A 15,592-nucleotide genomic window follows, 5' to 3' on the forward strand; every position below is an offset into this window, starting at 1 on the left:
AGCGACGTCTTGCCATGGTCGACGTGGCCAATCGTGCCGATGTTCACGTGAGGCTTGTTACGCTCGAATTTACCTTTTGCCATTGTCTCTTTCCTTGGACGGCCCGGATCTTCAGTTCGGTCGAAGACCTTCAGTTCAGTCGAATGCGGGGCGATTAGCGACAAAGGCCAAAAAACACAAGCGTCTTTTGGCCGGGTGCCGTCTCACTCAGTCCGAACCATCGATCCGATTGCGGGATATGACGCTGATATAGGAAGGCTCTGGGCAAAATGAAGGGGTAGCGGGCCGACCGATCGAGGCGGCGAAAGCGCTGGCGTGCTTGCCCGGCCCTGTCTGAATCATGGCCAGGCCATGGACCATTGCCGCCGCCACCCGCCTCTGATCTTGTGTCCGGATGCATTTCATCCCTGCCTCTATCCGCGGCCCGCTGTTCATGATCGTCTCGACGGGGTCGTATCTCGTCAACGACACGATGATGAAGCTCGCGACGGCTGGCCTGCCGTCTTACGAAGTGCTGTTTCTGCGGGGTGCCGCGGCAGCACTCTGGGGCTTCCCGCTGTTGTTCGCGCTGGGCTACGGCAAGCAGATCCCGCGGATCTTCGACAAGCGCGTCCTGAGCCGGAACATGCTCGAGCTGGCGGCGATCCTTTGCTATGTGGTCGCACTCGCCAACATGCAGATCGCCGATTCCACCGCGCTCGGCCAGATCACGCCGCTCTTGATGCTGGTCGGCTCCTCGATCCTGTTTGGCGAGCGGATCGGCGGCCGGCGCATGGCGCTGATCGGGCTCGGCTTCGTCGGAGCGCTGATGGTGGCGCAGCCGACCATGCAAGGCATTTCGGTCTACGCCTTGCTGGCGCTCGGCAATGCCACATTTGCGGCGGCGCGCGACCTTGCCGGCCGGCGGGTCGCGGCCGAGGTGCCGGGGATGATCGTGGCGATTTCCGCCGTCGTGGTGGTGCTGATCGGCGCCGGCGCCGCGCATCTGGTTTCAGAGCGCTGGGTCATGCCCGGGGCACATCACCTGCTGCTGATGGCCGGTGCTGGATTTTTCCTGATCTTCGGCCATTTCTTCATCTTCATGGCCTATCGCATCGGACCGACCAGCGCCGTGGCGCCGTTCTACTATTGCTTCACCGTCTGGGCGGTCATTTCCGGCCTGCTGGTGTTCGGGCAGTTCCCCAACGCGCTGGCCATTTGCGGCATTCTGCTGGTCGTCGGCAGCGGGCTGACCATCGTCTCGCTGGATCAGCGTCAGCGCCGGCTGGCCGTCGTCGCCTAGCCTCGTTTCATTGCTGCTTTTCGCCGCCCCGATGCCATAGGCAAGCCACTCTGAGCATACCGGCCTCAAGCCGGTCTCGCCTTCAGAAACTCGAAACCTCAGATGATCCGCAGGCGCCTAAAGCGTCCGCCTTGCGCTGAACTGATGGTAAGCCCACAGAACGACCACCGCGCCGATGACGGCAACGATCAGGCTGTAGATGTAGAGGCCGGTGACGCCTGACGCGCCGAAGGCACTGAATATCAGACCGCCGACAATGGCGCCGACGATGCCCAGTACGATATCCATGACGACACCCTGGCCGGTCTTGTTGACGATCTTGCTGCCGATGAAGCCGGCGACCACGCCGAGAATGATCCAGCTGATGATACCCATTTTTTCCTCTCCATCCCCTCGCCAGCCGAACATTTTCATAGGATTGTCAAAACCTCAAGCCAGCTTGAAATTCCGCCCGAATGCTTCATTGTCGAGGAGGGGTCGGGCCTTGTTCGCTATGGAGGATCCACGATGGGACTTTTTGACAATGCCGTTCCCGGCGGCAACATCACCAAACCCCTGATGATCGCGCTCGGCGCATTGCTGGTCGGCAAGATGCTGAGCGGCAGAAATGCCGAAGAGCCAGAGCAGTCTCCCGCGCCCGCTCCGACCGCCCCCGTCCCGACGGAAACCACATCCGCCGATGGTGGCCTGGCTGGCGGATTGGGCGGCCTGCTCGACAAGCTCAGAAATGCCGGCCACGGCAATGCCGCCGACTCCTGGGTCGGCACCGGGCAGAACCAGCCGATCAACGCCAACGATCTTGGCGCCGCGATCGGACCGCAGATCATTCGCGAGATCGCGCAACGGACCGGGCTGGACGAGCAGGAACTGCTCAAACAACTGTCCACCGCCTTGCCCGGCATCGTCGACAGACTGACGCCGAACGGCCAGGTGCCGCAGCAGCACCAGGTCGCCACCGCGTTCAACAGCTGACGCGGCGCAGCCACCACAATTGGAGCGCTGCGCCTCGTGCGCAGTGTTTCGATTTGCCGGATGGGATGAGTGTCTGGAGCGGGTAGCGGGAATCGAACCCGCATATTCAGCTTGGAAGGCTGCTGCTCTACCACTGAGCTATACCCGCGCCGTTCCTGAAGTACCGGATTCATCCGAAAAGCGCCATGCACTTTTCGGTCCGATTCTTGTTACGTTTCAGGGCTTCCGGGCCGGCAGTGGTGGAGAGGGTTGGATTCGAACCAACGTAAGCTAAGCTAACGGATTTACAGTCCGTCCCCTTTAACCACTCGGGCACCTCTCCAGTCTGCCGCCGGAGCCATGCAACGAGGCATTCACGCCGATCCGGACCCGAGTTATGTGTTCTCCGAAACCAGCGCAGCGCCTTATGGCGGCAAGCCCATTGGGTGTCAACCGCGCAACCATGGTTTTTCGTTTCTGTTCGCCGGCTGTAGTGACAGGCCATATCCTTGGCCGGAGGACACCGCTATAGAAGCCAGCCATGAGCGACAAAACCAACACCCCCAAAGACACCCATTACGCCAAGCTGCGCCGCGCCTATCGCGACGAGAAAAGCGGCGGCGCGCCGGCATTCCGGGCTCGACAGCCGGTTCCGCCGGGCGAAAATGCCGCGGATGGCCTGGTGCGGCTCTACGGCCTGCACACGGTGCGTGCCGCACTCGACAATCCGCGCCGCAAGATCAGGAAGATGCTGGTGACGCGCAATGCGGCCGAGCGCCTCGAAATCGCCGATCTCGCCGCCCTGCCCTTCAAGACCGAACTGGTCGAACCCAGGGACATCGACAAGATCACCGGGTCGGATGCCGTGCATCAGGGTGTGCTGATCGAGGCCGAGCCGCTTAAAGCCAAGCGGCTCGATGCGCTTGGTGACGCGAAGCTGGTGCTGGTGCTCGACCAGATCACCGACCCGCACAATGTCGGCGCCATCCTGCGCTCGGCGGTGGCCTTCGGCGCTGGCGCGCTGATCACCACAGCCCGCCACAGCCCGCAGGAATCGGGCGTGCTGGCGAAATCCGCCTCCGGCGCGCTGGAGCACATCGACCAGATCGAGGTGAAGAACCTCGCCGACGCGCTCGGCCAGCTGCACGAGGCCGGCTTTCGCACCATCGGGCTTGATTCGGACGCGCCGGCCGAACTCGAAAAGAGCTTTGCCGGAGAAAAGATCGCCCTGGTGCTGGGCGCCGAAGGCAAGGGCCTGCGCCAGAAGACCCGCGAGACGGTGACGACGCTGGCGCGGCTCGACATGCCCGGCGCCATCCATTCGCTCAACGTGTCGAATGCCGCGGCGATCAGCCTTTACGTGGCGCGGAAGTTTTTAGCGAGTAGCGAGTAGCGAGTAGCGAGTAGCGAGTAGCGAGTAGCGAGTAGCGAGTAGCGAAAGTCGAATCCCGACTATCCGTGGCTGCAATCCCTATTCGCTATTCGCTACTCGCTACTCGCTCCTCCTACCCCACCTCATGCCCCGCCATCCGCTCCAGCGCCCTGACCAGCGCCGAATGATCTTCCTTGGCGCCGCCATTGGCCGCGCAGGAATTGAACAGCTGTTGAGTCGTCGAGGTGTTGGGCAAGGAAACGCCGAGCGCCTTCGCGCCCTCCAGCGCGAGGTTCAGATCCTTCTGGTGCAGTTCGACGCGGAAACCAGGCGCGAAGGTGCGCTTGACCATGCGCTCGCCATGCACTTCCAGAATGCGCGAAGCCGCCAGCCCGCCCATCAGCGCCTGCCTGACCTTGGCCGGATCGGCGCCGGCTTTCGAAGCAAAAACAAGCGCTTCGGCGATGGCTTCAATGGTCAGCGCGACGACGATCTGGTTGGCCACCTTGGTGGTCTGGCCAACCCCGTTTGGCCCGACCAGGGTGATGTTCTTGCCCATCTTCTCGAACACGGACTTGGCGCGCTCGAATGGGGTTTCCTCGCCGCCGACCATGATGGTCAGCGACGCCGCCTTGGCGCCGACCTCGCCGCCCGAGACCGGTGCATCTAGATAGTCGCAGCCGAGATCGTTGATCTTCTTTGCGAACATTTTGGTCTCGATCGGCGAGATCGAGCTCATGTCGATGACCAGCTTGCCCCTGGCCAGGCCGGACGCGACGCCGTTGTCGCCGAACAGCACATCGGCCACCTGCGGCGTGTCGGGCACCATCAGGATGATGATGTCGGCAGCCTTGCCCACGCCGGCGTGGCCGGTGACGGTCTTCAGCCCCTTGGCGACGAGATCGGCCGGCGGCTTGGAGCGATGGTCGCTGGCGATGACATGATAGCCCGCGTCCAGCAGATGCCCCGCCATCGGCGCGCCCATGATGCCGAGGCCGATGAAGCCGATGGTTTCCATTGTGGTTCTCCAGAAGGTTGTGTGAAACGCCCCCTCATCCGGCCGCTAGCGCGACCACCTTCTCCCCGAGGGGAGAAGAGAATGCCGACGTTGATGCCTGTCTCTTCTCCCCACCGGGGAGAAGGTGGCCCGAAGGGCCGGATGAGGGGGCCTTGGCCGCTAAGCCGCAGCACTGCCCTGCCCGCTCAACTCCCGAAACCAGCCTAACCCAGCCTCCGTCCCTGCCTTCGGCTTGTATTCCGCCCCGACCCATCCGGCATAACCGATGCGGTCGATGTGCTCGTACAGGAAGGGAAAATTGATCTCGCCCGTCCCCGGCTCGTGACGGCCGGGATTGTCCGCAAGCTGGATATGCGCGATGCGGCCGAGGTTAGCCTCGATGGTACGGGCGAGATCCCCCTCCATGATCTGCATGTGATAGATGTCGTATTGCAGGAACAGGTTTTTCGAGCCGACGCGATCCATCAGCGCCAGCGCCTGGTCGGAGTAGTTGAGGAAGAAGCCCGGAATATCGCGCGTGTTGATCGGCTCGATCAGCAGCCTGATGCCGGCCTGCTCCAGCTTTTCCGCCGCGAAGGCGAGGTTTTCGGCAAAGACATCCTCCAGCACCTTGCGGTCGGCGGCGGCCGGCGCGATGCCGGCCAGGCAATTGACCTGCTGGCAGCCGAGCGCCTGCGCGTAGGTGATCGCCTTGGTGATGCCCTGGCGGAATTCCGGCACGCGGTCCGGCAGCACGGCAATGCCGCGTTCGCCCTTGCCCCAGTCGCCCGCCGGCAGGTTGAACAGCACCTGGGTCAGACCGTTCTTCTTCAACCGGGCGGCGACGACATCGGGCGCATGGTCATAGGGGCCGATATATTCGACGCCCTTGAAGCCGGCGCGGGCGGCGGCATCGAAACGGTCGAGGAACTCATGCTCACCAAAGAGCATCGAAAGATTGGCTGAAAAACGCGGCATTCTTTTTCTCCTTTTCTCCGCCAAGCCTTAGTCCAGCATGACGATCGCCGTCGGCGCATCCTCATGGCTCTCGGCAAGGTCCTCGAATTCGGTGATCTTGTCGATCTCGATGCCCATCGAGATGTTGGTGACGCGTTCGAGGATGAATTCGAGCACGACCGGAACCCGGTGCTCTTTCATCAGCCGCTGCGCCTCCTTGAAAGCTCCGGCGAATTCTTCCGGCTTGCGCACCCTGACCGCCTTGCAGCCCATGGCCTCGGCGACGGCAACGTGATCGACGCCGTAGCCGGCCTCGGGATCGCCTGACCGGTTGATGTTCTCGAAGGCAAGGTCGACCTCGAAGTCCATCGAAAACCCACGCTGCGCCTGGCGGATCAGGCCGAGATAGGCGTTGTTCACGACAACATGCAGATAGGGCAATTTGTGCTGTGCGCCGACCGCCAGTTCCTCGATCATGAACTGGAAATCATAGTCGCCCGACAGCGCCACGATGGTCCGGTCGGGATCGGCGGCGCGAACGCCAAGGGCAGCCGGCAAGGTCCAGCCAAGCGGGCCGGCCTGGCCGCAATTGATCCAGTTGCGCGGCTTGTAGACATGCAGGAACTGCGCACCGGCGATCTGCGACAGGCCGATCGTGGTGACATAGGTGACGTCGCGACCGAACGCCTTGTTCATCTCCTCATAGACACGCTGCGGCTTCAGCGGCACCTGGTCGAAATGCGTCTTGCGCTTCATCGTCTTCTTGCGGGCCTGGCATTCCTTCGCCCAGCCGGACCAGTCGCGCAGTCTGCCTGCCGTCTTCCATTCGGTGGCGACGTCGAGCAGCATCTTCAGTGCGGCACCGGCATCCGAAACGACGCCGAGATCCGGCGCGAAGACACGGCCGATCTGCGTCGGCTCGATGTCGACATGAATGAACTTTTTGCCCTTGGTGTAGACATCGACGGAGCCGGTGTGGCGGTTGGCCCAGCGGTTGCCGATGCCGAAGACGAAGTCGGCTTCCAGCATCGTCGCATTGCCATAGCGGTGCGAGGTCTGCAGCCCGCACATGCCGGCCATCAGCCGGTGGTCGTCGGGGATGGCGCCCCAGCCCATCAAGGTCGGGATGACCGGCACGCCTGAAATCTCGGCGAATTCGATCAGCAGATCGGACGCATCGGCGTTGATGATGCCGCCGCCGGCGACGATCAGCGGCTTTTCGGCCGAATTGAGCATCGTCAACGCCTTTTCGGCCTGGGCGCGCGTCATGGCCGGCTTGAACGGCGTCAGCGGTTCATAGGCATCGATGTCGAATTCGATTTCGGCGAGTTGCACGTCGACCGGCAGGTCGATCAGCACCGGGCCGGGACGTGACGAGCGCATCAGATGAAATGCCTTCTGCAGCGCCATGGGGACGAGATAGGGCTCCATGACGGTGACCGCCCATTTGGCGACGGGTGCCGCAATGGCTGATATGTCGACGGCCTGGAAATCCTCCTTGTTCAGCCGCGCCCGTGGCGCCTGCCCGGTGATGCACAGGATCGGGATGGAATCCGCGGCGGCCGAATAGAGCCCGGTGATCATGTCGGTGCCGGCCGGACCCGAAGTGCCGATGCACAGGCCGATATTGCCTGCCTTGGCGCGGGTAAAACCTTCCGCCATGTGCGAGGCGCCCTCGACGTGACGGGCTAGCACGTGGCGGACCGTTCCCTTGGCCTTCAGCGCCGAATAGAATGGATTGATCGCCGCGCCCGGCACGCCGAAAGCGCAGGAAATGCCTTCCTTTTCGAGAACGAGAACCGCGGCATCGACAGCGCGCATCCTGGCCATTTCCAGCCCTCCACGGGGTTTGTCATTGTTGGATTGGCCAAGGATGTCAGCACGCCGGATATTTTTCAATTTTTTCAGAATATTTTTTCATTTTTAGAAAACAGCACCAAACTTCTGATTTTATTTGGTTTTCCGTTTTCCAAGAACTCGGGTAGCGATCATAGTGAAAAACTTTTTCATTGCGCATTTTGAGAAACGACCGAGAATGGCGGCATGGAAACGACCGAAAAACGCCAGCGCGGCCGGCCGCGCGCTTTCAACGGGCCATCGGAGGTCAGTTCGGTGCAGTCGCTCGACCGGGCACTGCGCATCCTGGCCATTGTCGCGGAAGGCAGCGGCCTGTCGCTGAGCGAGATCTCGGCGCAGAGCGGCCTTGCCGCCTCCACCGCCTATCGCATGCTGACGACGCTGCAAAACCACGGCATGGTCGAATTCGACACATCAGACCAACTGTGGTCGATCGGCGTCGAGACCTACCGCATGGGCGCGGCCTTCCTGCGCCGCCGCAAGCTGGTCGACCGCGCGCGTGTCGCCATGCAAGAGCTGATGGAAAGAACCGGCGAGACCGCCAATCTCGGCGTCGCCGAGGACGATTGCGTGGTCTTCGTCAGCCAGGTCGAGACGCACCAGGCGATCCGCGCCTTCTTCCGTCCGGGCACACGCAGTCCCTTCCATGCGTCCGGCATCGGCAAGGCGGTGCTGGCGCATCTCGAGCCGGAGCGCGTCGGAACCATCCTGCGCAAGGCAGGCCTGCAGCGCTTCACGGACAGGACACTTTCAGACATTTCGGCGCTTGCCCACGATCTGGCGCGGATCAAGCTGCGCGGCTGGTCGGTCGACGACGAGGAGCGGCACCCCGGCATGCGTTGCGTGGCAGCCGCCATCTTCAATGAATTCGGCGAGCCGATCGGCGGCGTTTCGGTGTCGGGACCAACGGTGCGGGTGACGCCGGAGCGGTTGGCCGAGATCGGCCCGCTGGTGCGCGATGCCGCCGCCGAGGTGACCAGGATGATCGGCGGCGTGCGAGCCGGCTGATCAGCCCGTCCCGGGCAGCGCGCTCCTGGTGGCGATATCAAAGAAATCGAGAAGGATGGCCATGCCGACGCCGCAGGCGGTGAATATCAGGCCGGCCATGAAGATGCGGTTGGCACGTTCATAGATGCGCCGCTGCAGGCATTTCGTGTCGAGCAGCAGCGAGAGCGCCCGCATCTGCAAGGCAATGCCGGCCAGGATCGGCAGGACGGCGACAAGATGGTAGGTCTGCCACGGGATCGGGTTGGCGGCCCAATGCGTGATGAAGCCCAGCGAAAACGCCAGCAGGATGCCGACGGCGGTGACGGTGCCGTTGCGGAAAACCGTTTCGACCAGGTCTTCTCTGGGGTCCTGCTCGTCCAAAGGTCTCTCCCCGCGTTTCGCGGTCAGAATAGACGCTCGGCAAATCTCTGTACACCGCCCGGTCTGCCGCTCAGGCCAATCCTTTCTGCGCTGTATCGGCCGGTGGAGCACGCACCGCTACCATCCAGACAGCAGAAGAGGGGCTCGCATGGGCCCCTCTGTTGCTGAAACGGTCCTCCCCTCTAAAGACGGCAATAGTGGCGGTATCCGTCGCGGCCGAGATAGGTATCGGAGTCCGCGTCGTAGCTGGCGTAACGATCGTAGCAGCGGCGGACATGCCACGAGCCGCCGCCTTCGTCGACATAGACGGTGCGCGGCTGGGCGAGCAGGCTGCCGAGGACAAAGCCGCCGACGCCGGCCGCAATGCCGATGCCGAGGCCGTGATTGTGGTGATGGCTGTGAGCGGCCGAAGGCTGCACGGTGCCGGCCAGCGTGGCTGCGGCGACGGCGGTGGCGATAAGGCCGGAAACGAGTGTGTTCTTGAACATGACGATCTCCTTGCTTCATTGACCGAGGCGATCCATCCGCCTCTTGATCATCTGTCGTCGCAGCCAGGAAAAAGGTTCGAATCTTTTGTCGATCTTCTGGGACCGAAGGTCTTTGTGACGGCGACGGGAAGAGGTTGGCGAGAACATTGACGATGCAGATCTCCCCGATGGACGTCTACGCTATGCACATACCTTCTGATCTGCCCGATGCCTGATTACCACGTGGTTCCCCCAATCCGTCGCTGCTTCGCAGCGCCACCTTTCCCCCCTCCGGAGGGAAAGGAAAGGAGCGTTGCTGGACGAGCGTTAACGGCAAAAGCTTGGCGCCTTTCCTCTACCCCGTCGATCGGGGGAGAGGTGGCTCGGCGAAGCCGAGACGGAGTGGGGGTCGACCAGCGCCGCAAAAGGCAATGCATGCGCCAAGCTGCCATGCACCCTATCGCCAAAGACCAGTTGTTTGGAAATGTGCATGCCGTAGCTTGCGGGCGAGATCGCTAGCTTTGCCCGCCCTACTTCGCAACGCCAACGCAAAAAGGGCGGCCGAAGCCGCCCTCTTGGGAGAACTGGGTCCCTCCATCAAAGGAAAATGATCACCCTGCCGTGCCTGTGGTGATGGTTGTGGTGGTGGTTGTAGTGCTTCCACCAGAACTTCTTGAAGTGCTTCTTGTGATGGTGGTTGTGATGATGGCCGTGCATGCCGTGGGCGGACGACGTGCCGACAGTGCCGGCGAGCGCGCCGGTGGCGACGAAAATGGCGACGAGGCCTGAGGTAAGAGTGCGCTTGAACATGATGATCTCCTGGATCCTTGATCGAGGCGACCCATTCGCCTCTAACCATCAGTCGGCGCGGCGCGGCAAAAGGTTCGATAGGTCGAGGAGATTTTTTGTGGGGCCTTTGGCCCAAGCGAATAGTGAATAGCGAATAGCGAGTAGGAAAAGGCAGGAACGCCACTTACCAATCGCTACGTTGCCGTTCCCATTCGCTATTCGCTATTCGCTACTCACTATTCGCTCTCTCTCACCCCATCCCCGTGACATGGCGCAGCCAGAACGCCAGCGCGATGAAGCCGATGATGGTGGTGACGCCGGTCCAGTCGACATTGGCCTTCTTCACATCGCTGATGATTTTCACCAGCAGCATCCAGGCCACGAAGATGATCGGGAGAATGATGACTAATCTGATCATGCCACACCCCTGCGCAAAGCGATTGCACCTCCCCTAGATGTAGGAAGCAATCTAGCGGTTTTCAGGATGCCCTCGTCGACGGGCCACGCGGCATGCCGGGAAAAAACGGAGTTTTGTCTTTACTGGCGCAACAAATATGCTAACCGGAGCGCCGTGCCCTTGTAGCTCAGCTGGTAGAGCAGCGGTTTTGTAAACCGAAGGTCGGCGGTTCGATTCCGTCCGGGGGCACCAGCAAAAGTGCGGCAATTGAGTAAATTCAGACAGTTAATCTATTGTCATCGAGTTCGATCCGCCGCCTGATCCACGTTGGAAATCATGCACTTACCCGCGAGAATATCCGCCCCGGAGCATCACCATGTGGAAAGCCCGCCACCGTGCGGCGGCGGGATTTATTGAAGATTAGAACGGCACCTTCCACGCTCCGCTCTCGAATTTCTGGATAATGCCCGCGTCGAAACCTGACTGCCATTCCTCGCCGGCGTTGAGTTTCATTCCAGAGGTTGTGGCGGCGCCGGTGTTCGGCCGCGGAAGTCCGGAGCTCCTCGCGGGATGCCTGTTTGCACCGGCCTTCCTGATACCTAGTCGCCGAATTCAGGCGCAGCAACTTAGTCTACAGGTGTGACTTCCTAGCTACATACAAAGTTGCAGGCTCATCGATATAAAGCGCTTGGCGATTTGATGGGGATTTCATGAAAGCTTTTTTGCTCGCTTCATTCGTTGCGCTTTCGGCGGCTCCGGCCATCGCTGCCGATATGATGACCGCTCCTGTCGACACCCCTGAATGGACTTGGCAAGGGCCATACGCCGGCGTGTTCGGCGCCGGAACGTTGGAACATTACAAGATCTATGAGCCGGGCGCCCAGGCTGGCGCAACGCACAACGTCGGCTCGGCCGCGGTCGGCGGCTTTGCAGGCTATAACTTCCAATCCGGCAAGATTGTCTATGGCGTTGAAGGCGAGCTTGGCTACCGCTTTAAGAAGAACACCTTCGACGATATTCCAGGCCCAGGCGTTCTCGACGCCTCCACAGGTTTGTTCGGATCCGTAAAGGGTCGCGTTGGCATGGACATCGGAGCCTACATGCCGTTTGTCACGGCTGGTGTAACCGCCGCAAAGCTGAAGACGTTCTATCCAGGTGGAAACGCCGAGCGGGATGCAACTTTGGTCGGTGGTATTGTTGGAGCAGGCATCGACGTCGCTCTCACACACAACGTGTTCTTGCGAGGCGAATACGACTTCTCCTTCTTCGGCAAGAAGTCGCTTGAATATTGCGGCGGCGGATGCACGCTGGAACACACGCTTCAGACGCACGATTTCCGCGTCGGCATCGCGATGAAATTCTAACTGTTCAGCGCGTCTCCGACGTTGACGCGCTCCGCAGGAATAGCAAGACCAAGGTCCAGCTTGTGAATGGCATTCCGCGGGCGCAATGTCGCCACGAACCCGACGGCCAGGGGCCTGGATCGCAAATAGTTCGCGGCTCAGGCCCCTCGTCCGTCCCGGACAATGCTATGGGGGCTCTTCTGCCGGGCGCTCCGGCCCTTGTTGTGCTGGCCCGGTCAAATTCCACCGGATGAACGTAGCATCCTTCCCGGTGACTTCCCGCACCGCCCTTAACAGCACCTCATGCAAGACGCGCGTCTGTCTGTAGTGGTCGCAATGCGGCGATATGAACGGCTTGATGATGCTCAGGTGCAGCGCTTCCGCCGCCACGAGAAAGCGCTCGGTTTCAGCCAGCGATAATCGCTTTGAAGGTTTTGACCGAGCCATTGCGACACCTTTTAAGAGTCGCCCCACCCGAGGATAATATTCCTACTTTCCTCAAGGCATGTAAAGCGGTCACGCCCAAAGCCACCACTAAGACAGGAACCAGGCGGGAGACGCCGTCCCAGGGATGCGACGACGCATTGCCGAGATATTTCTCTGTTGTCGCGCAAAGAAAAAAGCCCGTCGCGGTTTGGCGGCAGGCTCTCTCTATGGGCTTCAGTGGACTAGAATTTGTAGGCGATGCCGAAGCGAACCTCATTGATCTTCAGATCGACATTACCAGTCGGCAATGATTCAGTGCCGAAATCAGTATAGCGATACTCGGCGCGCAGCAGAAGATTGTCGGTCATGGCGTAGTCCAAGCCCGCGCCTATCGTCCATCCAGTAAATGTGTCTCCGAAAGAACCTGAGACGGTATTACTGCTTGTGTCGATGTCGCCAAATGCAACGCCACCCGCGACATAGGGAAGCAAGCGATCAACGGCATATCCCAGTCGAAGTCTTGCCGCCCCACTCCACTTAAGTTCCTCGATCCCGATGCCGCCCGGAAATGGGAGACCGGGAGCGGCGAATATTTGGCCGCTGCCATCAACATTCGCATATACGACGTCCAGTTCCGCACCAATGACGATATTGTTCGGCATCTGGTAGTTGTAACCGGCGTAGACACCTCCAAGGAACCCGTCAGGATCTGTCTCAATGAAGCCCGGGCCGTTGGCCTGCCGTATATTTCCATCACCCCGAGCGTAGCCTGCCTGAAGACCGATATACCCACCTGTCCAGCTGAAAACCGGGGCGACTTCTTCGACCATGGCATCGGCAGCGAACGCCGACGAAGCCAGCAGAGACAACGACAAACCAAGAAGCAGCTTCTTCATAGGTGATCCCCTGTAACCCACCCTCTCGTAGCAGAGCGCGCCGATATGTGCCGTTGTATTTCCGCCACATTAGACCCTGATCCAAAACTGGGGTCAGCGCGCTTGACGAGATTGTATTGGCGAGAATCTTGCGTGCCGACCTTGCCTATGAGCGAGCAGCAAATGCTGGTCTTGCTCGAACAGCTTGCTCACGCCCGAATGCTCGTTAGAGACGTCCACGATCCGCAGCCCTCTGCACGCCGCCCTTGCGTATCAAACCGTACGTTGAATCCTTCTTGGGTCGCGCGCGAAAAGAGAGTAAATAAATCCCTTCGCAGGAAGGGAGGCCGCGATGGTTGAAACGCATATAGACGTCGCACGCGCGGCTATAGAAACCAGCTTTCGGTTGCGGCACCATTCCCTGGCCGGAACCGCCTCATTCCGCCACGGCATGGACCACTCCCGACTGGCAATCGAGGCCTCGCGCGAACTGCTCAAGCGCCTTCGCCAACGTCACTGCGATGACCTGGCCCGAGGTTGGGAAGATCCGGACCCAGATCCTGTTGCCGTCTCGGCCTTCGATGCCGACATTCTCCGCTCTGCATTTCGAAACCTGGTCCGGGAAACAGGCGTTCCCGAGTGTGAATGGCGCCACCTGGCTGAAAGCTTGGTCCGCGAATATGTCGGGTGCGAGCAGGTTGACGCAGGCTTGTTGGACTGGATTACCCACAAGTGGTCACCGCTTGGATAAATCGCGTACCGACGCAAAACAGCCCGTTCCGCCCACATTGCCGGTGACACGAAACGGGCTGCGGAAGCCGGCATGCGGTGCTTCCTGCAATCCAACTTTGGACGCGCACGGATGTTCCGTTAGCTTCTGCTGAAAAGCGGGTACATCCTGCTGCTGTGGCCATTCGACAGTCGCAGGTAGAGTAGACCCGCCGCTCCATTTGCGAAGCGACGGGCTCTCGCCCACCCCATACCTGTCAAAGCAATTTAGATGCCAAATTGTTTGACCCGTTATGGAGCACAGCCTTCGCCTTGCCTGTCGGTCCTGCCAGTCGCCTTCTCGTCGCTCTACCTCGACATCGATAACCATGCACATCATGCCGGCGTTGGCCGCGATCACAAATTGTCGGATTCGTACGAAGCAGAGTTCTGTACGATTCCAACCCTTTAACTTTGTACACCCCTGTTTTGTAATTCGGCGGCTGAGGGGACGCCGTGCATCAGGTCGCATTTCACTGTCAATCGCGCGCCAGAGAGCGTATCTTCTCTAGATCGGCTGCACGTGTTTACGGGCGCAGACGGCAGGGAGATTGGAAAGCTCTTGCCCCAAGCGGGATTGAGCTATGACCAATCAAGAGAACGATTCCTATAAAAACCAATTGTTGCGTCGGCTTAACCCTGGTGACCTGGGGCTTTTGCAGCCACACCTTGAACTGTGTGACCTCGAGCTGAAAATGACCTTGGAGAAAGCCGATTCGGAGATCGAAACGGTTTACTTCCTGGAAGACGGCATTGCCTCTGTGGTCGCGGCGGCTTCAGGTAAGGAGGCCGAGGTAGGTCTTGTCGGCTTTGAGGGAATGACCGGTGCCGCGCTCGTGATGGGCGCTGACTATGCGGCGCATCAATGTTACATTCAGTCGCCCGGCAGCGCTTTCAGGATCGGAGCCGAGCCCTTCAAGGAGGCTCTTGCGAACAGCCCAACGTTGCGCCTGTTCCTGTTGCGCTATGTCCACTACTTCCACATCCAGACCAGCTATACGGCCCTGATCAACGCAAAATCAAACCTTGAAGAGCGGTTGGCGCGCTGGCTTCTAATGTGTGACGATCGGGTCCACGGCGAACGCCTTGCGATCACCCACGAGTTTCTCGCCATCATGCTTGGAGCAAGACGCCCAGGGGTTACCGTTGGACTGCAAGTGCTGGAAGGGCGCGGTTTCATCTATTCTCGACGAGGCGAAGTGCATATCAGGGACCGCAGCGGCCTTGCGGCTTGCGCAAACGGCACCTACGGCAAACCGGAGGCCGAGTATGCGCGGCTGGTTGGATGAGAGCGCCTTCCCAGCATGCCGGACGTGGACCACTATAATAGGTGGTTCCAGACACTTGTGCCTCGCGCCAGCAAAACAGCCCGTCCCCATATTGCCGATACAGGAAACGGGGTGCGGAAGCCGCGATGCGATGCTCCCGCAATTCAACTTTGGACGCGCATGGATGTTGCGTTAGCTTCCGCTGACATGCTGCAGTCAGCTACCGCGACACCGAAAGTCGTTCATATCCCGTGGGTCAGTACAAGGTAAATAGCGGGCACTAACATCAACCAGCCGCCCATTCCTAGAAACACCAAAATGGCCATGCGCTCTGTTCGCCTGACAAGGTCGGCAATGTTTTCCTCGTCCGGCAACGAGACGGCGTCCGCAAACCCCGCGGCATGGTCGTCGTCATTTCCCGGTTGGTTTGCGCTGCCACTCGCATTCAATCTTTGGACCAATGTCATTGTTATCG

The 15,592-nt window shown here is 60.3% G+C and carries 17 protein-coding genes and 3 tRNA genes; 8 read left to right on the top strand and 12 right to left on the bottom strand.

The features are described 5' to 3' along the window. The first annotated feature begins 394 nt into the window (after positions 1–394). Entirely contained in the window at positions 395–1,282 is an 888-nt protein-coding gene (locus AC0L24_RS31005) for a DMT family transporter (protein ID WP_127396092.1), read from the top strand. 117 nt (positions 1,283–1,399) lie between these two features. Here the strand turns inward: AC0L24_RS31005 and AC0L24_RS31010 are convergent, their stop codons facing one another. Further along, positions 1,400–1,657 carry a GlsB/YeaQ/YmgE family stress response membrane protein gene (locus AC0L24_RS31010; RefSeq protein WP_127810313.1) on the bottom strand — a complete coding sequence of 86 codons (258 nt, stop codon included), beginning with the start codon at positions 1,655–1,657 and terminating at the stop codon, positions 1,400–1,402. Positions 1,658–1,789: 132 nt separating this feature from the next. Between AC0L24_RS31010 and AC0L24_RS31015 the strand changes: the two genes are divergently transcribed. Further along, positions 1,790–2,254 carry a YidB family protein gene (locus AC0L24_RS31015; RefSeq protein ID WP_127322983.1) on the top strand — a complete coding sequence of 155 codons (465 nt, stop codon included), beginning with the start codon at positions 1,790–1,792 and terminating at the stop codon, positions 2,252–2,254. Positions 2,255–2,328: 74 nt separating this feature from the next. Here AC0L24_RS31015 and AC0L24_RS31020 read toward each other — a convergent pair. Beyond that, a tRNA-Gly gene (locus AC0L24_RS31020) sits at positions 2,329–2,402 on the bottom strand. Positions 2,403–2,491: 89 nt separating this feature from the next. Beyond that, positions 2,492–2,576, bottom strand: a tRNA-Tyr gene (locus AC0L24_RS31025). Between the two features lie 198 nt (positions 2,577–2,774). Here AC0L24_RS31025 and rlmB point away from each other — a divergent pair. Then, on the top strand, positions 2,775–3,626 hold the full coding sequence (rlmB, locus tag AC0L24_RS31030) for a 23S rRNA (guanosine(2251)-2'-O)-methyltransferase RlmB (RefSeq protein ID WP_127810312.1): 852 nt from the start codon (positions 2,775–2,777) through the stop codon (positions 3,624–3,626). Positions 3,627–3,738: 112 nt separating this feature from the next. Here rlmB and AC0L24_RS31035 read toward each other — a convergent pair whose 3' ends face one another. The 3 genes from AC0L24_RS31035 to gcl all read right to left on the bottom strand — a co-directional run bounded on the left by AC0L24_RS31035 (position 3,739) and on the right by gcl (position 7,389). Continuing rightward, positions 3,739–4,623, bottom strand: a complete 885-nt coding sequence (locus AC0L24_RS31035; RefSeq protein WP_127810311.1) for a 2-hydroxy-3-oxopropionate reductase — start codon at positions 4,621–4,623, stop codon at positions 3,739–3,741. 159 nt (positions 4,624–4,782) lie between these two features. Further along, entirely contained in the window at positions 4,783–5,580 is a 798-nt protein-coding gene (otnI, locus tag AC0L24_RS31040) for a 2-oxo-tetronate isomerase (protein WP_127810310.1), read from the bottom strand. Positions 5,581–5,607: 27 nt separating this feature from the next. Then, positions 5,608–7,389 (bottom strand): glyoxylate carboligase, encoded by a 1,782-nt coding sequence (gcl, locus tag AC0L24_RS31045; RefSeq protein ID WP_128364831.1) that lies wholly within the window; start codon positions 7,387–7,389, stop codon positions 5,608–5,610. 213 nt (positions 7,390–7,602) lie between these two features. Between gcl and bhcR the strand changes: the two genes are divergently transcribed. Next, the gene (bhcR, locus tag AC0L24_RS31050; protein WP_127810308.1) at positions 7,603–8,424 is read left to right on the top strand and encodes an HTH-type transcriptional regulator BhcR; all 822 of its coding nucleotides are present in this window, start codon (positions 7,603–7,605) and stop codon (positions 8,422–8,424) included. Here bhcR and AC0L24_RS31055 read toward each other — a convergent pair whose 3' ends face one another. The 4 genes from AC0L24_RS31055 to AC0L24_RS31070 all read right to left on the bottom strand — a co-directional run bounded on the left by AC0L24_RS31055 (position 8,425) and on the right by AC0L24_RS31070 (position 10,458). Then, positions 8,425–8,784 carry a hypothetical protein gene (locus tag AC0L24_RS31055; protein ID WP_127268085.1) on the bottom strand — a complete coding sequence of 120 codons (360 nt, stop codon included), beginning with the start codon at positions 8,782–8,784 and terminating at the stop codon, positions 8,425–8,427. Between the two features lie 182 nt (positions 8,785–8,966). After that, positions 8,967–9,272 carry a BA14K family protein gene (locus tag AC0L24_RS31060; protein ID WP_127268086.1) on the bottom strand — a complete coding sequence of 102 codons (306 nt, stop codon included), beginning with the start codon at positions 9,270–9,272 and terminating at the stop codon, positions 8,967–8,969. A 576-nt stretch (positions 9,273–9,848) separates the two neighbouring features. Further along, the gene (locus tag AC0L24_RS31065; RefSeq protein WP_127396883.1) at positions 9,849–10,061 is read right to left on the bottom strand and encodes a hypothetical protein; all 213 of its coding nucleotides are present in this window, start codon (positions 10,059–10,061) and stop codon (positions 9,849–9,851) included. A 229-nt stretch (positions 10,062–10,290) separates the two neighbouring features. After that, the gene (locus tag AC0L24_RS31070; protein ID WP_127268088.1) at positions 10,291–10,458 is read right to left on the bottom strand and encodes a hypothetical protein; all 168 of its coding nucleotides are present in this window, start codon (positions 10,456–10,458) and stop codon (positions 10,291–10,293) included. A 155-nt stretch (positions 10,459–10,613) separates the two neighbouring features. Between AC0L24_RS31070 and AC0L24_RS31075 the strand changes: the two genes are divergently transcribed. Beyond that, positions 10,614–10,689 (top strand) — tRNA-Thr (locus AC0L24_RS31075). 458 nt (positions 10,690–11,147) lie between these two features. Beyond that, positions 11,148–11,801 (top strand): outer membrane protein, encoded by a 654-nt coding sequence (locus AC0L24_RS31080; RefSeq protein ID WP_127321675.1) that lies wholly within the window; start codon positions 11,148–11,150, stop codon positions 11,799–11,801. A gap of 165 nt (positions 11,802–11,966) precedes the next feature. Here the strand turns inward: AC0L24_RS31080 and AC0L24_RS31085 are convergent, their stop codons facing one another. Continuing rightward, positions 11,967–12,227 (bottom strand): hypothetical protein, encoded by a 261-nt coding sequence (locus AC0L24_RS31085; RefSeq protein WP_473564775.1) that lies wholly within the window; start codon positions 12,225–12,227, stop codon positions 11,967–11,969. A gap of 221 nt (positions 12,228–12,448) precedes the next feature. Continuing rightward, complete coding sequence (locus AC0L24_RS31090) at positions 12,449–13,102, bottom strand: outer membrane protein (RefSeq protein ID WP_127810307.1); 654 nt, start codon at positions 13,100–13,102, stop codon at positions 12,449–12,451. A 331-nt stretch (positions 13,103–13,433) separates the two neighbouring features. Between AC0L24_RS31090 and AC0L24_RS31095 the strand changes: the two genes are divergently transcribed. Both AC0L24_RS31095 and AC0L24_RS31100 read left to right on the top strand, forming a co-directional pair. After that, positions 13,434–13,832 carry a hypothetical protein gene (locus AC0L24_RS31095; protein ID WP_473564776.1) on the top strand — a complete coding sequence of 133 codons (399 nt, stop codon included), beginning with the start codon at positions 13,434–13,436 and terminating at the stop codon, positions 13,830–13,832. Positions 13,833–14,433: 601 nt separating this feature from the next. Then, positions 14,434–15,138 (top strand): Crp/Fnr family transcriptional regulator, encoded by a 705-nt coding sequence (locus tag AC0L24_RS31100; protein ID WP_127810305.1) that lies wholly within the window; start codon positions 14,434–14,436, stop codon positions 15,136–15,138. Positions 15,139–15,592: the final 454 nt, after the last annotated feature.

It is taken from the genome of Mesorhizobium sp. WSM4809, from assembly GCF_055811655.1.

Bases quoted from the DNA above. Each gene is read 5' to 3' on its own strand.
- AC0L24_RS31085 (WP_473564775.1), bottom strand. From the start codon at position 12,227: ATGGCTCGGTCAAAACCTTCAAAGCGATTATCGCTGGCTGAAACCGAG.
- gcl (WP_128364831.1), bottom strand. From the start codon at position 7,389: ATGGCCAGGATGCGCGCTGTCGATGCCGCGGTTCTCGTTCTCGAAAAG.
- AC0L24_RS31010 (WP_127810313.1), bottom strand. From the start codon at position 1,657: ATGGGTATCATCAGCTGGATCATTCTCGGCGTGGTCGCCGGCTTCATC.
- AC0L24_RS31095 (WP_473564776.1), top strand. From the start codon at position 13,434: ATGGTTGAAACGCATATAGACGTCGCACGCGCGGCTATAGAAACCAGC.
- AC0L24_RS31070 (WP_127268088.1), bottom strand. From the start codon at position 10,458: ATGATCAGATTAGTCATCATTCTCCCGATCATCTTCGTGGCCTGGATG.
- AC0L24_RS31005 (WP_127396092.1), top strand. From the start codon at position 395: ATGCATTTCATCCCTGCCTCTATCCGCGGCCCGCTGTTCATGATCGTC.
- AC0L24_RS31015 (WP_127322983.1), top strand. From the start codon at position 1,790: ATGGGACTTTTTGACAATGCCGTTCCCGGCGGCAACATCACCAAACCC.
- bhcR (WP_127810308.1), top strand. From the start codon at position 7,603: ATGGAAACGACCGAAAAACGCCAGCGCGGCCGGCCGCGCGCTTTCAAC.
- rlmB (WP_127810312.1), top strand. From the start codon at position 2,775: ATGAGCGACAAAACCAACACCCCCAAAGACACCCATTACGCCAAGCTG.
- AC0L24_RS31100 (WP_127810305.1), top strand. From the start codon at position 14,434: ATGACCAATCAAGAGAACGATTCCTATAAAAACCAATTGTTGCGTCGG.
- AC0L24_RS31060 (WP_127268086.1), bottom strand. From the start codon at position 9,272: ATGTTCAAGAACACACTCGTTTCCGGCCTTATCGCCACCGCCGTCGCC.
- AC0L24_RS31080 (WP_127321675.1), top strand. From the start codon at position 11,148: ATGAAAGCTTTTTTGCTCGCTTCATTCGTTGCGCTTTCGGCGGCTCCG.
- AC0L24_RS31035 (WP_127810311.1), bottom strand. From the start codon at position 4,623: ATGGAAACCATCGGCTTCATCGGCCTCGGCATCATGGGCGCGCCGATG.
- AC0L24_RS31065 (WP_127396883.1), bottom strand. From the start codon at position 10,061: ATGTTCAAGCGCACTCTTACCTCAGGCCTCGTCGCCATTTTCGTCGCC.
- AC0L24_RS31090 (WP_127810307.1), bottom strand. From the start codon at position 13,102: ATGAAGAAGCTGCTTCTTGGTTTGTCGTTGTCTCTGCTGGCTTCGTCG.
- otnI (WP_127810310.1), bottom strand. From the start codon at position 5,580: ATGCCGCGTTTTTCAGCCAATCTTTCGATGCTCTTTGGTGAGCATGAG.